The following is a 16,355-nucleotide window of genomic DNA, read 5'->3' as shown; positions in this document are numbered from 1 at the left end:
TAGTTATAAGTAAAAATATCTTCCTTAAAACCACATAGTATAGAATGTATTAAACATTTATTAAAAGTAGGAATTGAATATCTAAAAGAAATAGGAATTAGGAATCCTGTATGAATGAAATAATTTGTTGAAGGAAACATCACTCAAAATTAAGTAAAGTATGTTTCTTTGCTTTTATTATGTTACAAATTGAAAATATTAACACAAACTTTGTAAGTATATACTTATTATTGTTCTAAAAATATATGGAAATAATTGGATTTGATTACATGAAATTATTGTTGTAATATTTAATTAAATAAACAAATGATTGGGGCAATAATTGTGTGTTTAAGAAAACTATCAAAGTCAGAATTAACTGTAATGAAATTTATTTGGAATTTAAATACAAAAGTAAAATCATATGAGGTTATTAATTATATGAAAGATAAATATAGCTGGTCAGAAAAAACAACCTTAAAAACTTTATCTAAATTATCAAATAAAAGATTTCTGTATATCCAAGAAACAAGCAAATGTACATATTATACAATCTCAATTAAAGAAGATAAGTATTATGAATTCATATCAAAAAAAATACATAAACTTTTAGTTTATAAATTTCTTATTTCTCTATCTTTACGCATTACCTCTTTCATATGTTTTAAAACATCAACAAGCATTCTAACTTCATACTCATCACAGTCGTTAAAAATTTCTTTAGCTTCTCCCTCAAATATAACTTTAGAATTTAATACATTATCACATAATAATTCATCTATTGTAACAGAAAGAACATTGGCAATATTAATTAATACATGCAAACTTAATTTAGTTTTTCCAGTTTCAATGTTACTCATATGAGATGGTGTTATGTCTATCTTTTCTGCAATTACTTCCTGAGTCACATTTTTTTTAATCCTTGCAATTTTAATTCTTTTTCCTAATGCGTTATAGTCTATCTCCATAATTATACTCTCCTTTCCATTTTTTATATTGTAACCATTTGCAGAGTATAATATAATAATCTATATACATGAATAATTTATATAAAACATTTTAATCTTCAAAATTTTTTAAAATTATTGAAGATTAGATATTTACCCTACAAGTATTACTTTCTAGAATTAATAAACTATTTAGAATAAGTCGTATATATCTATAAAACTATTTATAGATATATCTGTACTATATTTAGATAATTCTGGAAAATTAGGATTTTCATTAAAATAGCGAGCATTAATATCTAAGTCTAAAAATATACATTTTTATCTATTTTCTATATCCTCATGAACAAATGAAAGTGTATCTTTCAATAGTGCATATTTCACTGAATAATCGAGGTTAAGAAAATGAGAATGCAAAACATCAATAATCACTAAAATTACAAACTGAGGGGATATAACATCTCCTACATCAAGATTTTTCGTTACAGCAGCTTTTAAGACTTCATCACAATATTCCTTCATTCTATATTTATAATTACAAGTTATTAATACCGTCTTTGCACCTTTTTCTTTTGCCATCTTCAAATATTGTTGTAAATTAGCACCACTAACGCTAATGCATATAAGTAAAGATTGCTCATTAATAATTACGGAATTCATCTTCATTATATGTTCATCTGTAACATATTCCACACGCAGACCAAGTCTCATAAATCTGATTTTAAAATCACGTGCACACATTCCAGAGCTACCAATTCCGTATATGTACACATATTTAGCTTGTACCATCATATATGCAATCCTATTCATTTGCTCATCCTTGATTAGCGAATAACTTTTATTTAGTAACTCCTGATAAGTAGTAAATACCTCTTTTGTAATACTAGCGATATTCTCATTATACTCAACTATATTATTTTCATATGCAAATATAAATTGACGATACCCTGAAAATCCACATTTCTTTGAAAATCGTGATAAAGCTGCTTCTGAAACATATAATTTAGTCGATATTGTTTTTGCTTTAAAGTCTTGTTTTTTCTTATTCTTAATAAAAAAATCTGCAATTCTTTTTTCTGTTGGTGATAAATCTGTATAAACAGATTCTAATATTGGAACAATACTTTTATTATATTGATTCATAATACCTCCATTAACTAAAGATAACCTCATAAAAAAGCTCATGTCTATAATATAACAGACTGAGCTTTTTTTTTCGATATTTATTTCAATTCTATGCCAATTTCAAACATTCTTTTCCATGGCATATAAATACTTTCTATTTTAAACTTATATTTATTAAAAAACTCAAACGACTCAAAATATTGTTGACATCGTTTACGAATTTCTTGTTCTACATACTTTTGTTTATCTTTAAAATCATAATAAGAAAGTCCCATAGTTGGAAGTATATCATTAACTATAATTTGTCTTACATATGCTTGGTAGATACCATCCTCTATATATCTATAAGCTAAATGATACAAAGTTTCTTTAGATATACTATCAAGACTAAATGTTGCCGTAGATAAAACAGTTCCTAAAGAATTGCAGTTAGTATTCCATCCAGCATATCCATATAATTTATCCATAAGACCATGCTCATCTAGATATCTAAGTAATGTCAAATCACTTCCATTGGAAAATGCACTATCACAAAGTGCTACTTTCATACCACGATTTACGTATGATTCAATGCGTTGTACAAAATCCATAAGATTACGGTGACTTGTGTAAGTTAAATCTTGACTCTCTAATTGATTAAATGACTCTTGCATGATTTTTCCACAAGTATTATACGCAAGAATAATATCTGCTTCCTTTTCATCTTCAACAAGTTCTCCATTTATAACACGTACATGATGCTTTAAACTCTCCATGATAGGTCTATCTTCATATAGCGGGGTAATATATTTACCCATAGTCGAAGAAAAAAATGGATATACTTTTAAGGTACGATTATTATAATGATTCCAAGCTTTAGCAATCAAGGAACTACCTACTTCATCTGCTCCTGGATATACATAAATATATCTTTCTAGTTTTTCTTTATTTATAAATGAAACTACTTCTTTTTGAGCAATTGATGTATAACCAAATTCACTAGAATCATCTTGTGGAATAACTAAAGTATCAATAAATTTGTCTTTTACTAGTCCTGCTACGTGTAAATTATAAGAAAGATTGAATTCACATCTATTTTCATAGTCTTGAATATATTCTGGTGGTATTTCTATACCTTGAAGTTTATTTTCCTCTTCTTCATTGATTCCAATACGTTCTTTTTTATTTAAAAGCCATGCTCGTGTAAATAAATTTTCTCCATATTGTCCATAATAATCTGGTTCTTCCTCACTAGAATTATAGTGTGGACATCTCATTATACACTGAAATGCATATATAACAAGTTGTGGATATAGTTTTCTAAGTTGTTTTAATTTTTCAATACGCTGATAAACTGCTTCTTTTGTCTCGGTATGGATACGAGATGGTAATAATCCTCCATATAGTAACATATCTAAAGAAATCACTGCGTATTGACAGTTTTTTGACTGTTCTAATACAAACTCCCATAATCCTCCTATGTTTGCAGGCTTTTTCTTTTTGGGCAATAATGACTGAGGAGGAATAATAAGCTCTACATCTTTTCTAGAAGCAGTTATTAGTGATGGAAACTTTATATTACAAGGACGCTCATCTAGTGGTACATACAGAATCTTCATTACATTAATTCAAGCGCTTGATTTAGTGCTTTCTCTCCATTAATTGTTCCATAAACTCTCATATCAATTACAGCCACTGGTTTTCCTGGAAAATTCTCCTCTACTTGGTTAAGAGCAAACTTTAATTGTGGTCCAATAAGAACGCAATCAACTTCTTCATCCAAAGTAGCAGCTTCACTATTCGATAAAGCCCATATTTTAACGTCTAGTTCCCTTTGTTGAGCAACTTTTTTCATTTTTTCTACGAGTATAGACGTAGACATACCTGCATTGCATACTAATAATATTTTTTTCATTATTTTAATTCCTCCTTATATAAATGTATGAATTTTTGTGCTATGAACTTTAATGTTTCTGCATTCATAAGCTGGTCTTCTGCATGCACAAGCAATAAAGAATATTGACCAATATTTCCTTGCGCCTCTTTTTGAACCAATTTAGTATGTTCTTTATGCCCTGCAATCAAGTAACTTTCAGCTTCTTCCATAAGTTTATCAATATTATTAAACTTTCTTTGTTCACATAATTGTATAATTTCCATATACAAAGACTTTGCTGCACCTACTTGGGATATAATAGCAAATGCAGTATGTTGTTCTTCATTCATTTCTAATTCTTCACTCATTTTAAAATTCTCCTTTCTATGTCTTCTAATGCTTCTAATATAGAAGTCATTTTTTGAGCAGGTCCACTATAACTCTCATTCCCTACATAATAAGCCAAATCGCTTTTTTCAAACATAGAGTAATCATTTTCTGAATCACCAATAGATATAATTTTGCTATTTGGATACATCTCTTTTATCTTATTACCTTTGCTAACATATTTTTGTAAAATTTCTAATGATGTATTGCTTGTTTTAACAGCCTCTAGATACTTATAATTCTCATTAACATGACTTTGTAACTTTTCAATTTCAGAAAGTTCACCAATAATAAGAAATAATACTATCGGCTGATATTCAATAATATTTTTAAAGTCCTCAACAATCTTACTTGAATCATAGTATTCTTTTGGAAAATCTTTATCTCTATCACTATGCCAATAGCGATTACTTACAGTATTTAATTCAACACGAATATTAAGATTACGTAATTCGTTATAAAGTTTTTTTGCTTCTTCTTTATTTAGCAGTTTCGCCTGAATTTCTTGTTCATTTTGAATTACTGCTCCATTTTGAGAAATTCTACAATCAATTTGTAAGCCATACTTATGGTCAATATAGTACGCATCATGGTCCAAACGTCCTGTATTCGCCATAAGGCGTATACCATATGTTTGTAACTTTTTTAATAAATTAATTGTACGTTTACCACCAATAACCTCATTATTAGAATCAATCAGTGTTCCGTCAAGATCAAACATTAATATAGTATTCATCATTCACTCACCTGCTTATTAGATAATTTTACAAATGGCATATAAATTAACACAGAAATAATAAAAATTATTAAAGTTGTAATTATCGCACCAATATTTGCTCCAGAAGCAAGATATGCACTAATAATCGGTGGAGTTGTCCACGGTATAAGAACATACGTATGCCCCATAAAACCAACTATAGTTGAAATTGTTCCTATACCAATACCAAGCATACTTGTCAGAATCATCGGAATAATCAAAATAGGATTCATAACAACTGGAAGCCCAAACATAATCGGTTCTGAAATATTAAATAAAGCAGGAATAAAACCAAGTTTAGCAATTTCTTTTTGGTCAGACCGCTTACTAACAAGGAATATAGCCACTACAAGAGCAAGCATATTTCCTGCCCCTCCCATAAATGCAACTGAGTCAAGAAATGGTTTTGTCATAATAGAAGTCATTGCTTGATTAGATACAACTGCATTTGCATTTGCTGTAAGACTTGCTAAATAAATAGGTTCTAAAATTGGATTAAAAATGAACGCAGAGTGTACTCCCATACCCCATAATAACATATATAAGAAGTAGATAATTGCTAAACCAACTGGAGAACTTACTATATTAGTAAATGGTTGTTGTATTATTTTGAATACAAAATCATTTAATGGTTCTCCTGATAAATTTGTAATCATGCGAACCAGACCAAAAACAATAACTGCAAGCATTACTGGAATTAATTTATTAAATGAGCGAGCAATTGAAGGTGGAACGCTCTCTGGCATCTTAATAACTAATTGACGAATTGATGATAATTTTCTTATTATTTCAACTGTAAAAATAGCACAAATGAAAGACATGAACATACCAGCAGCACCTGTATATTGTGTATTGATATATTCTATACCAAGATTTGCATCAAAAGTTACAGGCATCAATATAAATAAACACACAACTGCAATGGCAGGTACAATAGTTGTTTCTTCTTTATAATGTTCACATAAGGCCTTAGCTGTTGTAAATGTTAATAATATAGCCATAATTGACATTGTAGCTGGAGATATTGCTTCCCCAAACTTTGTTAGTTCTGTAAAAGGCATACCAAATAATTTATTAGTAAAACCATTTTCACCAATAATTACATTATTAATAAGTGTAAAAAATGAGCCAACAATCATAATTGGCATTATTGCAACAAATCCGTCACGAATTACCGCTAGATATTTATTTGCTGATAGTTTATTGGCAAGTGGAAGTAATAATCGTTCTAATTTTTCCATAAACTTATTCTCCTCCTAACAATGTAATTTCATCACTAAATCTTTTTGTTATCACTTGTGGTCTAGTAATTATAGAACCTACCACCACACTATGACATCCTAATTCAAGAACACGTTTTGCCTTTTCTGGAGTATCTATGTTTCCTTCTGCTATAACAGGATGTTTAACCTTGGATAAAATCTCACGAATTATTTCGAAATCGTTTTCTTCAACTTTAAAACCTCTTGTTTGTTTTGTGTAACCTACTAGTGTTGTCCCAATGTAGTCAAATCCAAGCTTATCAGCAACTAATGCTTCTTCTACACTTGCACAATCTGCCATAAACTGCTGATTAGGATATTTCTTCTTAACAAGACTAAAAAATTTATCAATGGACATACCTCCATAGCGTGTATTACATGTTGCATCCATAGCAATCACATCTACATTTGCTTCTACAAGTAAATCTACTTCTTTCATTGTTGGCGTTATATACACATCACTGCCATCTATTTCGCGTTTAATAATCCCGATAATAGGCAATGATACTATATGTTTAATTTCGGCAATATCAGATACAGAATTAGCACGTATCCCAACTGCTCCTCCCTGCTTTGCCGCAAGTGCCATTCTCCCCATAATAAATGAAGAATAAAGCGGTTCATTATCTAGTGCCTGACATGAAACTATCAATCCTTTTGGTAACATTGTATCCCTCCTTTGTAATAAGCCAATTATATCACCCGATATATGTGCAAACAATAAAATCAGACATATTAGAAAGAACTTTCGATATTTTATTACAAAAAATAATCTATATGCTCAAAATTGAAATTACTTTCAAAAAATATAGTAAAGTTAATATTAACTTTTAGTTTTTATGTAAATATTAATTATTAAAATATGTCTCTTTCCATACTTAGTCAAAAACACTTACTAGAATCTTTTACACTCAAGAAGTTGATGTCTAGTAAGTATGAAAATTCTATTAAATATCTCCCTATATGGTATTAAGTCAAACCCTTTCTTTTTCTATAAAAAGGAGATAATTCAAATTTTTGTCTTGAATCATCTCCTTTACTTATATATCTCTTTGTATTTACCATATTTAAATAACAAATTTTTATATTGATTGACAATTAAAGGAAGGAGCTTTGAGGCAAATTATTATAATAAGGATACAAACACCTTATTATTACATAATTACATTAATTTATCTAGCACTATTTCAATTATAGTATTAGTTTTGATTATAGACTTTTTCAACCTCTGATTTATTTAAATCATCTATAATATCACATATTTCACTCAAATTATATCCTTTATTTTTTAACTTTATAATGATGTTAAATTTCTCTTCTCTTTTCCCTTTTGCGATACCTTTTGCGATACCTTTTGCGATACCTTTTTCAATGCCTTTTTCAATGCCTTCTTTAATGCCTTCTTTAAAAATTTCTTCTTTAAAATTTCTACTTTTATTCATAATATATGCACCTCTCTTTAAATTTAATAAATATTCTTCATTGCTTCCTAACTCTTTTAATCTATCAAGTGCTCTTTTAACAACATAATCCGTTTTAGATAGTATTCTAATATCTATATGAGAAGGGTTGTCAATAAGTTTACCCCATATTAGAACTCTGTTTGCTATACAACTGGATTTACGGATTTTTGGAAGTTCTATAAAATATAATGCAGTTTTACTAGAAAAAATATCTGGATGTCCGTCCATTGTTAATCTTAGACAGTTTACATAATCTTCTATGTGATTATATTTTACATGATTTAGTATATGTATTCCAATAGTTTTTCCAATCTCTTTATATCCTTTTCCTTCTTTTAATTTTCTACCATGTACACGACTAAGATAATATTCAGCTCTTTCCAAATAATCATCTTCAAGTGCTCTTTGCATTTCAATATTTATATGATTATTTTCTTCATCTTCAGCCAAAATATCAAGTCTAGGTCTTTTCTCTCCAATGTAATTAATTGTTGGGTCAGTTTCAACTCTAATTATTCTTTTTATTTGAGTAAACGGTTTGATATTCTTATTAGCATATGGAGCATCTTTGAGAATATCATTTATAAAATTTGCAAGTAAATCGTAATCATTATTTAGAGTAAATAATGATTTAAATACCTCATCATACTCAGGCTTAGCATATCCATCTTCAGTTACAACTTCACCAACATTTTCACTAGTCAATATTTCTTTTGGGATTAAACCCTTGATTTTATCTAACTTCTCATTAGAAAAATCACCTCTACTAAGTATATCATTTAATTTTTTAGTCCATTCTCTGTCCTTTTCTTCAACCATAGTTCGTTTATACTCTTTTGACGTTTTAACAATCTTAGATTTTTCTTCTAATTTTTCTCTCATATCAACACCTCTTTTTTATTATACCAATTTCTTCATACCAAAGTCTTTACTTCTAAATAAAAATTTGCATTATTGAAATAAGAGTCTGATAAACTCATATATCATTACTAAATTTAAAACTTTAAAGAGAAACAATTAGATTACAATAGAGTTTTGAATATCTTTCTTTTTTAAAAATATTGTTGATTTCTATAAACATATTTCTAATGTCTTGGTTCTCAGTTTCAAGAAAATTTTCAGTATGCTCCTGTTTTGATGTAGAATTGCTATTCAATATATTATTAAGATAAAAGCTTTTTAAATCTAAAAACTCTATTGAATAATTCAAATTGTCTTCGTCATTATCATTATGTATTTTTATAATTTTCTTCCCAAAATTTCCAAGCATTTAACATATCAGATAAGGGTATATTTAAGTTCTTAGCTATAGGGCTATTATTAAAATTAGGGTTAGAGTTTCCATCACATGCTTGTCTATAATCTAATAAATAAGTTTTGACATATAATCCATCAGCCATTGGCATAAATACATCTATAAAAATATTTGGTATAGTAATTTCTTATGAAGAAGATTAAATAATCAGATAAGAGAGCCATTCTACAATTTTAAATTAAGATTTTCTCTTTTTTATTTTAGAAAGCAATCATACTTAATTCTATGTTAAAATAAAATAAATACTTTTAATACTAGAAAGGGTTATCTTATGGAAAAATATACACTATTGAGTATCGATAATAAAAAGTTTGACATCTATGGTACATTTGGTGCAAATTCATCATCAAAGGGTATGTTATACAAATGGACTGCAATACTTAATAATCAATTAATATATATAAAAACCGGTCTCAGATATAGAAATACATATAGTGATATACAACCTATTACAGAAGCTTTAGTATCAGATATATTGCACAATTTAGGTATAAACCATGTTAGATATTACTACACTAAATTAGAAAAAAATGATAAAATTTTCGATGTATGCTATTCTTATGACTTTGCAAAAGATTCTAGGTATATTACTATGCGAGAATTTGTTGGTAATAGTGACATTGACTTATATATCTATTTAATCAAGGAGCTTAATATAAATAAAAAAGAGTTAGATACTATGATAATAGTAGATTTTATAATAAACAATATAGATAGACACCTTAGAAATTTTGGGATGTTGGAAGATGAGTCTAAAAATTTAACTTTCGCTCCACTATTTGACCATGGTTTTTCACTTTATGGTGATAAAAGCGATGAAGAACTACAGTTAGATACGCCTGAAGACTTAGAACTTGTCGATGACTGTAAACCTTTTAAAAATTCACATTATGAACAAATAAAATTAGTGTCTGATATTCACATAAAAGTTAATTTATCTGAACTATTGAAAATTGTTGACAATTATAGGGATTTATTAAAACCACATAGAATCAATTGTATTAAATATTTATTAAAATTGAGGATAGAATATTTAATAGAAAGAGGTGTTTTATATGAATAATTTAGATATGATGATAGAGCCTAATAGTGATAATAATAGAAAAATAAAATATATAAAAGCTTCTCCAAGTAAAATTATAGGACCTTCTTCTCCTTATGATTCTTATTTTTTAAAATATAAAAATGCAACTACAGGGACTATTATCTATAATTTTATAAAAGATAAATTTGTATTTAAACCCAATAAAGATTATAAAGGAATAGAACCTTTCCCTATAACAAGATTAAAAAATATTGAGGATATAACTGACGATATGTGGGATGAATTTATAAGGATTTGGATAAGTGAGAGAACTATCCAAGAATGTAGACCTGAAGTTAATTCTATTTTGAAAGAATTGAAACTTAACCATTATGATGAGTGGGATATATGTAGAACAAATCTAGCAATGAGTATAGAGGATTATTTTTGGATTACAAAAGATAATAGTCTTGATTATAAAGACTTTAATATAAGATATTGTGCATTAAATGGAAAAGAACCTAAATATAAATCTCCTTTCCCTATAGAAAAATATCCTAATTATCTTGAAAAAAGAAAATATATAAACTTTTATTAATCTAACAACATTTTTATTACCAACTAGTGAGATTTTATCAGATGAATTTCTTAATAAATTTGAAGAAGTTATATCTAAATATGAAGATAAATTTAGTAGATAAATAGAATATCTATCTGAACGTTTTCAAGCCAATAAACAAAGGGTATATATCAAAATAAAAATTTGATATATACCCTTTTATGAATTTCTTATCTTTTCTAAAATTGATTTAAACACTAGTTTTTTGTGATGTACTTATTAACGTTTTAGATTCATTCCCAGCAGAAACTATTGCCATAGCTCTTTTTATCTAACATTTTCTGTAATTTTAATAAATTCTATTTTATCTTTTTTTGTTATTTTTTTCGTTGCTAGTTCTTTAGACAATATGTATATGTTATTTTTATCATCACATAATAATTGTTGTGTATTCCCTTTTTCAACGTATTGAGCATAATGATTACCAAATCTAATATTTTCTATTGTAGCTCCTTCAGTATTTAATGATACAACATCTCTATCCATTTGCATTGCCTGATAAATCATGTAAAAATTCTTCTGACTTCATAATTATGCCTCATAAGGGTACATGCCTTGATAATTCTCCTATGGAAAATTTCTTTGGAATAATGAAGCAAGAAATGTATTATAGAAAAACATATAAAAGTTTCAACGAATTAGAGAAAGCTATAACAGAATATATTTACTATTATAATAACAAAATAATTAAAGAAAAATTAAATTAGCGTAGCCCTGTTAAATATAGATTTGAATATGAATCTAAAATTACACAAAGTAAAAAAACAGGAATGAAAATTCCATTCCTGTATAAAGCCAACTTTTAGGTCTCAGTACAAATAATCCTCTTTTTCATTGTTTAAGTGATAAAAATATATTTTATCTCATATAAAAAAGAGTGTCCCATAAACTAAAAAGTTCATTTTGAGACACCCCATTACATTTGGTTTCTTATACTTCGCAATATTACATACTTATTTATTATTTTAATCTACACATATTTAACCCAATAATAAAGTACATATATCCAACTCATTAAGCCGTGAAAAATAGCCCATGGGATAGATTTCCATGCAGTATAAGAAATAATCATTGCTAAACAAGAGCCAAAAGAAATACCCTTTTTAACAGTTGACTTTATAGCATTATTATTTGAATCCATAATTACCCCTCCAAAATTCAAACTAAACAAATTATTATATATCTTATTTGAATTTAAAACAATATAACATCTTCTAAATAAGTTATACTCTTATTATACATAAGTTATGAATTATAATCCAAATAATTATATGAATAAATTAATTATATCTGCCTAAAAATATTATCCTACCTAAAAGCTATACGATAAATACAGCATATCAACACATTGTAATTCTTCCTCAAAGATTGGTTCTGGGTAATTATCTACAAAAAAGTTTTTGATTTTATGCGAATAAACAAATCCAAACTTCTCATAAAATGGAACTCCACTTTCAGCTGTACCAACAACTATTGATGAATATTTTTTACTATAAATATCTAAAAGATGATAAATCATCTTTGATGCATAACCCATATTTTGAAAATGCTCATATGTAGCAATGTTTTTTAACTCACATATTTCTTTGGAAATCTCATTTACTACTGCTATACAAGTAAGTTCTTCATTATCATACAAAGCGTACATAGTACCTTTATCAAGATATTTATCAATCATTTCTTCACATGGGTCTGCTAACATCAAAAGGTCAATCTGACCTTTTTTATTTATTTCTATAGTTTTTATTTCTATCATAAGTTCTTCTCCTCACTTTATCCAAACCTTAATTTTTCTTCAATGTTTTTTAGACATAATTTCTGTTTTTCTGGTGTAATACTATTTAAATTTACCATAACAGCATCAAAATCTAAAAGAATATTTATTGGCTAGCTGTATCAAACATTAAATTATCATATAGTCCTTTTTGCTTACTATATATACCTAAATTTATATATTTCTTACTCTATATAGTAACAGTATTCCATAATTATATTATTATAGGTAAGCTACTCACCCATTTATATAATTTACTAATTAATAGGCAAGAATAGAGATATTATCATATTTTTTCTACACAAATCATACTATTAATATCCACTTAAATAATCCTACTAATAAACTACTTGTCATTTTATCTATTCACTTGTATCATGGGATTATAATATTTTAAGAAAGGAGTCATTACATGATTTCACAAAATGATATTGATATACTTACACACAGTTTGCCGTTTTGGGATAAACTCACTGACTTACAAAAAGAGTTGTTAATTACTTCAGCAAACATCTCCCACTATAAAAAAGGAAATCCCATACATTGTGGAGACAGTGACTGTATTGGTGTTTTAATTATAAAGTCTGGAACAATACGTACATACATACTTTCAGATGAAGGTCGTGAGGTTACACTCTTCCGTCTTGATAATGGTGATGTATGTATTTTATCAGCTTCATGTATTCTAAAAACAATAACTTTTGATGTATATGTAGATGCTGAAACAGACTGCGAAATTATACAGATTAGTTCCTCTGTTTTTTCAAAATTATCTACAGAAAATATTCATGCAGAGTTATTCTCATATAAATTAGCTACTGAACGTTTTTCTGATGTTATGTGGGCTATGCAACAAATTCTCTTTATGAGTTTTGATAAGCGTTTGGCATCTTTTTTAATTGATGAGATAACTAGAAACGATAATAACACTATAAATCTAACTCATGAGCAAATTGCTAAGTATATGGGTAGTGCCAGAGAAGTTGTATCTAGGATGTTAAAATATTTTGCTAGTGAAAGTATTGTATCTTTATCTCGTGGTGGAATAAAAGTATTGGATAAAAATAAACTTCGTTCTTTGACATTATAGGGAGCTATCGCAGGAGCAAATTAAATTTGTTCTGTGATAGCTCCACAAAATTTTATTATTAGTATTTACTGACAAAAAAATATTACTGAAATCATAAATTCTTAGAAGTCTTAACATAAACTCTTTCTATAAAGATGACTTACACTTTGCCTTACATATCATCTGGGTCATAGTACCCATAGGACAATAAACGCACCATGAACGAGGCTTAAATAATATCATAGTAATCAATCCAAGAACAGTAGATGTAAGCATAACACTATAAAAACCAAATGCAAATTGTACCACCCACGGAGAAACTAAAGTCCCATGATACGCCCATTGCCAAGGCATTTTTATAGTCCACAACAAAGTCACTACCTCTTTAAAGCTTCTACTCCCTTCAAACACCAAATAAGTTGAAAAAAGCATGTTGCCAAACATCACCATAAAAAATGTCAAAAAACCATATCTAAACCACTTACTTCTAATAAATTTAGGAATATCTTTATTTCTTGATAGCTTTAATTTATTTCCAAGCAAATTAAACAGTTGCCCTCTTCCACAATACTTATTGCAGTACGCTTTATTTCCCTTAACAATGGAAATAATTAGCGGCACAAAGAAACAAATTAATCCAATCCAAGCGAAAATAATATTTACAAATCCCAATATCAAATATATTGAAGAAAAAATCCATAAATAGTCATACCAATGTTTTTTATTATTCATGACACTTACCTTCTTCCTCATTTAATATTGTTCTAATCTCAATCACAGATGCCGGACATATCTTTTCACAAATACCACATCCAACACATAGGTCTATATCAACTTTTGCACTAATACCACATGGAACTGAAATAGCACCTCTTGGACATGCCTTTATACAGCTTCCACAAGCTACGCACTCATTTTCTAAAATATTTGCATATCTCTTTTTTTTATTAGACATAATAACCTCCCTATATTATTAATCTATAAGAATTATATCATGGCATTTATTTTTTATCTGTGACTTAATCACAATATATCTATTTTTTTCTAACAATGTACCTGACATTAATAACACTCATATCAAACATTCTTGCCAATTCTGTATAATTTTTTCCATTAAATAATTTAATTATAAGCTCATTTCTAGCCTCTTTTAAAGCACCCTCCACTGTCTTAATATAAAAATATGTTCCCCCACTTTGTTGGCACAACTCAAGATACTCCAACAAACTATACTTATGCAACTCTTTTGGAATACTCACTTGTATATTGTGTTCTTCAAGTAATTCTATTACTTTTTCTAAATCTAACATATCTTCACCTCATATTTTATACTATATTTGCTATTACTTGACTTTTAATAAACTTGTTATCGCTATCCTATTGACCTAATAATTTAGCTCTTGAAAATGTAACTTATCCCCAAAGTAACAAAAATGCTTATGCCTAGTCTGTCCATCTCTACACTTCGCAACTATTAAATCAACTATCTTAATCCCCCTGTACTCTGCTTCTCTAACTGCTTCCTCACTTTCTCCTATATCTTTTACTGCTTCTTCATAATCACTCCCCTTTAATTGATGTATATAAACCACATTGTTGCTATCGTGGTAGATGGCTTTGCTATCCCTCATAGGTCTATCTCCATAAGGTCTTGAATCTTTCATTTCATCATTTAACTGACTTAATTGAATTACGGGTATATTAAAATCTAAAGTCATATTTTTAAGTTCTCTTGAAAAAGTAGCTACCTCCCTTTCTCTTTTATCCATGCTTTTCTGTGATGTAAGGAGTTGCACATAATCCACTATTAATAAATCTGGCTTTACCTGTCTTATCCTCTTTCTAATTGCACTAATTGTATCTATCTTATCGTTAATATAAATTAAGTTATTCTCACTTAAATCACCTATTGCATTTACAATAAGTTTCCAATCATTTTCATTTATCTCTTTAGATTTCATATCCCTTGTACTTACACCAGTTACTCTACATATATTTCTCATAAATACTTGCTCGCTGGTCATCTCTCTACTTATAAATAAAGTCTTTTTACCTTGCTTAAATGAATTTAACATTATTTGAAGTGCCAAAGCAGTTTTTCCAACCCCTGATTTAGCTGCTATTGTAGTTAGCTCCCCTTTAAAAAGCCCCCCTATAGTCGTATCAAGTAATTTTATACCAAATTTAAATCCAACCTCTTTTTTGTTTTCTAAAAAATCGAGGACCTTTTCTGCTATACTATGTACATCATCATTTTCATAGGTATCCTTATCCAAAATTTCTTTTATATTACTTTCAAATTTGTAAATACAAGTATCTATATTTTCTCCAAGATTTAGACTTTGTAAAAGTCTTTGACAGCTTTGATTTATACTTCTTCTAGCTAGGTTTTCTTTTAAGATTTTAATGTGACTATCAATCCCAAAAGTTCTACCCCAAGTGATTATGCTAGTTAAGTCACTAGTTTTTATTGCTAGAGATTTTTTATCTATCTTTGATTTCACAGTGGCTACATCAATCACTATGTTTTCTTTTTTAAGTTCTTTCATAATTTTAAATATCTCAATACACATAGGAGTCATAAACATGTTTTCATTTAACTCATCTAGCTTATAGCTTAATTTATCGTCTAAAAGAATTGTACCTAAAATAGATTGTTCTATTTCAACATCTTTTGATTTAACCATATAAATTAATCTCTCTTTCCTCAATAAGTTTTTATATTTTGATTTTTAAATACGTTATCAGTTATAAATACATTATTTAGTTATGATACACT

22 protein-coding genes and 1 pseudogene are annotated in these 16,355 nt (G+C 28.0%); 5 read left to right on the top strand and 18 right to left on the bottom strand.

Annotated features, from left to right (window positions below; translation table 11 throughout):
* Window positions 1-324: 324 nt before the first annotated feature.
* A pseudogene (locus tag JJC02_03250) lies at window positions 325-591 on the top strand (BlaI/MecI/CopY family transcriptional regulator).
* 2 nt (window positions 592-593) lie between these two features.
* Here JJC02_03250 and JJC02_03245 read toward each other — a convergent pair.
* The 11 genes from JJC02_03245 to JJC02_03195 form a co-directional block, all read right to left on the bottom strand.
* Window positions 594-947 (bottom strand): helix-turn-helix transcriptional regulator, encoded by a 354-nt coding sequence (locus tag JJC02_03245; protein UDN55220.1) that lies wholly within the window; start codon window positions 945-947, stop codon window positions 594-596.
* Window positions 948-1,247: 300 nt separating this feature from the next.
* Window positions 1,248-2,069, bottom strand: a complete 822-nt coding sequence (locus JJC02_03240; protein ID UDN55219.1) for a MurR/RpiR family transcriptional regulator — start codon at window positions 2,067-2,069, stop codon at window positions 1,248-1,250.
* An 80-nt stretch (window positions 2,070-2,149) separates the two neighbouring features.
* The gene (locus JJC02_03235) at window positions 2,150-3,649 is read right to left on the bottom strand and encodes a DUF4127 family protein (GenBank protein UDN55218.1); all 1,500 of its coding nucleotides are present in this window, start codon (window positions 3,647-3,649) and stop codon (window positions 2,150-2,152) included.
* Entirely contained in the window at window positions 3,649-3,945 is a 297-nt protein-coding gene (locus JJC02_03230) for a PTS sugar transporter subunit IIB (protein UDN55217.1), read from the bottom strand. The genes JJC02_03235 and JJC02_03230 overlap by 1 nt, the downstream gene beginning before the upstream one ends.
* Window positions 3,945-4,256, bottom strand: a complete 312-nt coding sequence (locus JJC02_03225; GenBank protein ID UDN56367.1) for a PTS lactose/cellobiose transporter subunit IIA — start codon at window positions 4,254-4,256, stop codon at window positions 3,945-3,947. Before JJC02_03225 ends, JJC02_03230 begins: the two co-directional genes overlap by 1 nt.
* A gap of 14 nt (window positions 4,257-4,270) precedes the next feature.
* Window positions 4,271-5,029, bottom strand: coding sequence for an HAD-IIB family hydrolase (locus tag JJC02_03220; GenBank protein UDN55216.1), 759 nt, complete (start codon window positions 5,027-5,029; stop codon window positions 4,271-4,273).
* Entirely contained in the window at window positions 5,029-6,291 is a 1,263-nt protein-coding gene (locus JJC02_03215; protein ID UDN55215.1) for a PTS sugar transporter subunit IIC, read from the bottom strand. Before JJC02_03215 ends, JJC02_03220 begins: the two co-directional genes overlap by 1 nt.
* 4 nt (window positions 6,292-6,295) lie before the next feature.
* A complete protein-coding gene (locus tag JJC02_03210; GenBank protein UDN55214.1) occupies window positions 6,296-6,979 on the bottom strand; it encodes an N-acetylmannosamine-6-phosphate 2-epimerase in 684 nt (227 codons plus the stop codon).
* Window positions 6,980-7,511: 532 nt separating this feature from the next.
* Complete coding sequence (locus tag JJC02_03205) at window positions 7,512-8,657, bottom strand: Rpn family recombination-promoting nuclease/putative transposase (protein UDN55213.1); 1,146 nt, start codon at window positions 8,655-8,657, stop codon at window positions 7,512-7,514.
* Between the two features lie 121 nt (window positions 8,658-8,778).
* Complete coding sequence (locus JJC02_03200; protein ID UDN55212.1) at window positions 8,779-8,985, bottom strand: hypothetical protein; 207 nt, start codon at window positions 8,983-8,985, stop codon at window positions 8,779-8,781.
* 19 nt (window positions 8,986-9,004) lie between these two features.
* A complete protein-coding gene (locus JJC02_03195) occupies window positions 9,005-9,175 on the bottom strand; it encodes a hypothetical protein (protein UDN55211.1) in 171 nt (56 codons plus the stop codon).
* 186 nt (window positions 9,176-9,361) lie between these two features.
* On the opposite strand from JJC02_03195, the gene JJC02_03190 reads away from it, so the two are divergent.
* Together JJC02_03190 and JJC02_03185 are read left to right on the top strand one after the other, a co-directional pair.
* Entirely contained in the window at window positions 9,362-10,153 is a 792-nt protein-coding gene (locus tag JJC02_03190; protein ID UDN55210.1) for a hypothetical protein, read from the top strand.
* Window positions 10,146-10,712, top strand: coding sequence for a hypothetical protein (locus tag JJC02_03185; protein ID UDN56460.1), 567 nt, complete (start codon window positions 10,146-10,148; stop codon window positions 10,710-10,712). The genes JJC02_03190 and JJC02_03185 overlap by 8 nt, the downstream gene beginning before the upstream one ends.
* 288 nt (window positions 10,713-11,000) lie before the next feature.
* Here JJC02_03185 and JJC02_03180 read toward each other — a convergent pair whose 3' ends face one another.
* Entirely contained in the window at window positions 11,001-11,225 is a 225-nt protein-coding gene (locus tag JJC02_03180) for a DUF4367 domain-containing protein (protein ID UDN55209.1), read from the bottom strand.
* On the opposite strand from JJC02_03180, the gene JJC02_03175 reads away from it, so the two are divergent.
* A complete protein-coding gene (locus JJC02_03175; GenBank protein ID UDN55208.1) occupies window positions 11,225-11,440 on the top strand; it encodes an IS3 family transposase in 216 nt (71 codons plus the stop codon). The two genes, JJC02_03180 and JJC02_03175, sit on opposite strands and share 1 nt — an antisense overlap.
* A gap of 263 nt (window positions 11,441-11,703) precedes the next feature.
* On the opposite strand, the gene JJC02_03170 is transcribed toward JJC02_03175, so the two are convergent.
* Together JJC02_03170 and JJC02_03165 are read right to left on the bottom strand one after the other, a co-directional pair.
* A complete protein-coding gene (locus JJC02_03170) occupies window positions 11,704-11,874 on the bottom strand; it encodes a hypothetical protein (GenBank protein UDN55207.1) in 171 nt (56 codons plus the stop codon).
* Window positions 11,875-12,045: 171 nt separating this feature from the next.
* The gene (locus JJC02_03165) at window positions 12,046-12,489 is read right to left on the bottom strand and encodes a GNAT family N-acetyltransferase (protein UDN55206.1); all 444 of its coding nucleotides are present in this window, start codon (window positions 12,487-12,489) and stop codon (window positions 12,046-12,048) included.
* Window positions 12,490-12,919: 430 nt separating this feature from the next.
* On the opposite strand from JJC02_03165, the gene JJC02_03160 reads away from it, so the two are divergent.
* Window positions 12,920-13,597, top strand: a complete 678-nt coding sequence (locus tag JJC02_03160) for a Crp/Fnr family transcriptional regulator (protein ID UDN55205.1) — start codon at window positions 12,920-12,922, stop codon at window positions 13,595-13,597.
* 126 nt (window positions 13,598-13,723) lie between these two features.
* Here JJC02_03160 and JJC02_03155 read toward each other — a convergent pair whose 3' ends face one another.
* The 4 genes from JJC02_03155 to JJC02_03140 all read right to left on the bottom strand — a co-directional run bounded on the left by JJC02_03155 (window position 13,724) and on the right by JJC02_03140 (window position 16,263).
* Window positions 13,724-14,308 (bottom strand): 4Fe-4S binding protein, encoded by a 585-nt coding sequence (locus JJC02_03155; protein UDN55204.1) that lies wholly within the window; start codon window positions 14,306-14,308, stop codon window positions 13,724-13,726.
* Entirely contained in the window at window positions 14,301-14,531 is a 231-nt protein-coding gene (locus JJC02_03150) for a 4Fe-4S binding protein (protein UDN55203.1), read from the bottom strand. The genes JJC02_03155 and JJC02_03150 overlap by 8 nt, the downstream gene beginning before the upstream one ends.
* A gap of 79 nt (window positions 14,532-14,610) precedes the next feature.
* Window positions 14,611-14,886 carry a transcriptional regulator gene (locus tag JJC02_03145; protein ID UDN55202.1) on the bottom strand — a complete coding sequence of 92 codons (276 nt, stop codon included), beginning with the start codon at window positions 14,884-14,886 and terminating at the stop codon, window positions 14,611-14,613.
* A 75-nt stretch (window positions 14,887-14,961) separates the two neighbouring features.
* Entirely contained in the window at window positions 14,962-16,263 is a 1,302-nt protein-coding gene (locus JJC02_03140; GenBank protein ID UDN55201.1) for an AAA family ATPase, read from the bottom strand.
* Window positions 16,264-16,355 lie beyond the last annotated feature (92 nt).

Source organism: Clostridioides sp. ES-S-0054-01, from assembly GCA_021561035.1.
In the GTDB taxonomy this organism is placed as follows: domain Bacteria; phylum Bacillota; class Clostridia; order Peptostreptococcales; family Peptostreptococcaceae; genus Clostridioides.
The sequence above is the reverse complement of the archived record's forward strand: the minus strand, read 5'-3'. Positions and strand labels throughout refer to the sequence as shown.

Bases quoted from the DNA above. Each gene is read 5' to 3' on its own strand.
- JJC02_03165 (UDN55206.1), bottom strand. From the start codon at position 12,489: ATGATAGAAATAAAAACTATAGAAATAAATAAAAAAGGTCAGATTGAC.
- JJC02_03220 (UDN55216.1), bottom strand. From the start codon at position 5,029: ATGAATACTATATTAATGTTTGATCTTGACGGAACACTGATTGATTCT.
- JJC02_03235 (UDN55218.1), bottom strand. From the start codon at position 3,649: ATGAAGATTCTGTATGTACCACTAGATGAGCGTCCTTGTAATATAAAG.
- JJC02_03210 (UDN55214.1), bottom strand. From the start codon at position 6,979: ATGTTACCAAAAGGATTGATAGTTTCATGTCAGGCACTAGATAATGAA.
- JJC02_03190 (UDN55210.1), top strand. From the start codon at position 9,362: ATGGAAAAATATACACTATTGAGTATCGATAATAAAAAGTTTGACATC.
- JJC02_03155 (UDN55204.1), bottom strand. From the start codon at position 14,308: ATGAATAATAAAAAACATTGGTATGACTATTTATGGATTTTTTCTTCA.
- JJC02_03180 (UDN55209.1), bottom strand. From the start codon at position 11,225: ATGCAAATGGATAGAGATGTTGTATCATTAAATACTGAAGGAGCTACA.
- JJC02_03230 (UDN55217.1), bottom strand. From the start codon at position 3,945: ATGAAAAAAATATTATTAGTATGCAATGCAGGTATGTCTACGTCTATA.
- JJC02_03215 (UDN55215.1), bottom strand. From the start codon at position 6,291: ATGGAAAAATTAGAACGATTATTACTTCCACTTGCCAATAAACTATCA.
- JJC02_03225 (UDN56367.1), bottom strand. From the start codon at position 4,256: ATGAATGAAGAACAACATACTGCATTTGCTATTATATCCCAAGTAGGT.
- JJC02_03245 (UDN55220.1), bottom strand. From the start codon at position 947: ATGGAGATAGACTATAACGCATTAGGAAAAAGAATTAAAATTGCAAGG.
- JJC02_03205 (UDN55213.1), bottom strand. From the start codon at position 8,657: ATGAGAGAAAAATTAGAAGAAAAATCTAAGATTGTTAAAACGTCAAAA.
- JJC02_03160 (UDN55205.1), top strand. From the start codon at position 12,920: ATGATTTCACAAAATGATATTGATATACTTACACACAGTTTGCCGTTT.
- JJC02_03170 (UDN55207.1), bottom strand. From the start codon at position 11,874: ATGGATTCAAATAATAATGCTATAAAGTCAACTGTTAAAAAGGGTATT.
- JJC02_03150 (UDN55203.1), bottom strand. From the start codon at position 14,531: ATGTCTAATAAAAAAAAGAGATATGCAAATATTTTAGAAAATGAGTGC.
- JJC02_03145 (UDN55202.1), bottom strand. From the start codon at position 14,886: ATGTTAGATTTAGAAAAAGTAATAGAATTACTTGAAGAACACAATATA.
- JJC02_03195 (UDN55211.1), bottom strand. From the start codon at position 9,175: ATGGCTGATGGATTATATGTCAAAACTTATTTATTAGATTATAGACAA.
- JJC02_03140 (UDN55201.1), bottom strand. From the start codon at position 16,263: ATGGTTAAATCAAAAGATGTTGAAATAGAACAATCTATTTTAGGTACA.
- JJC02_03185 (UDN56460.1), top strand. From the start codon at position 10,146: ATGAATAATTTAGATATGATGATAGAGCCTAATAGTGATAATAATAGA.
- JJC02_03240 (UDN55219.1), bottom strand. From the start codon at position 2,069: ATGAATCAATATAATAAAAGTATTGTTCCAATATTAGAATCTGTTTAT.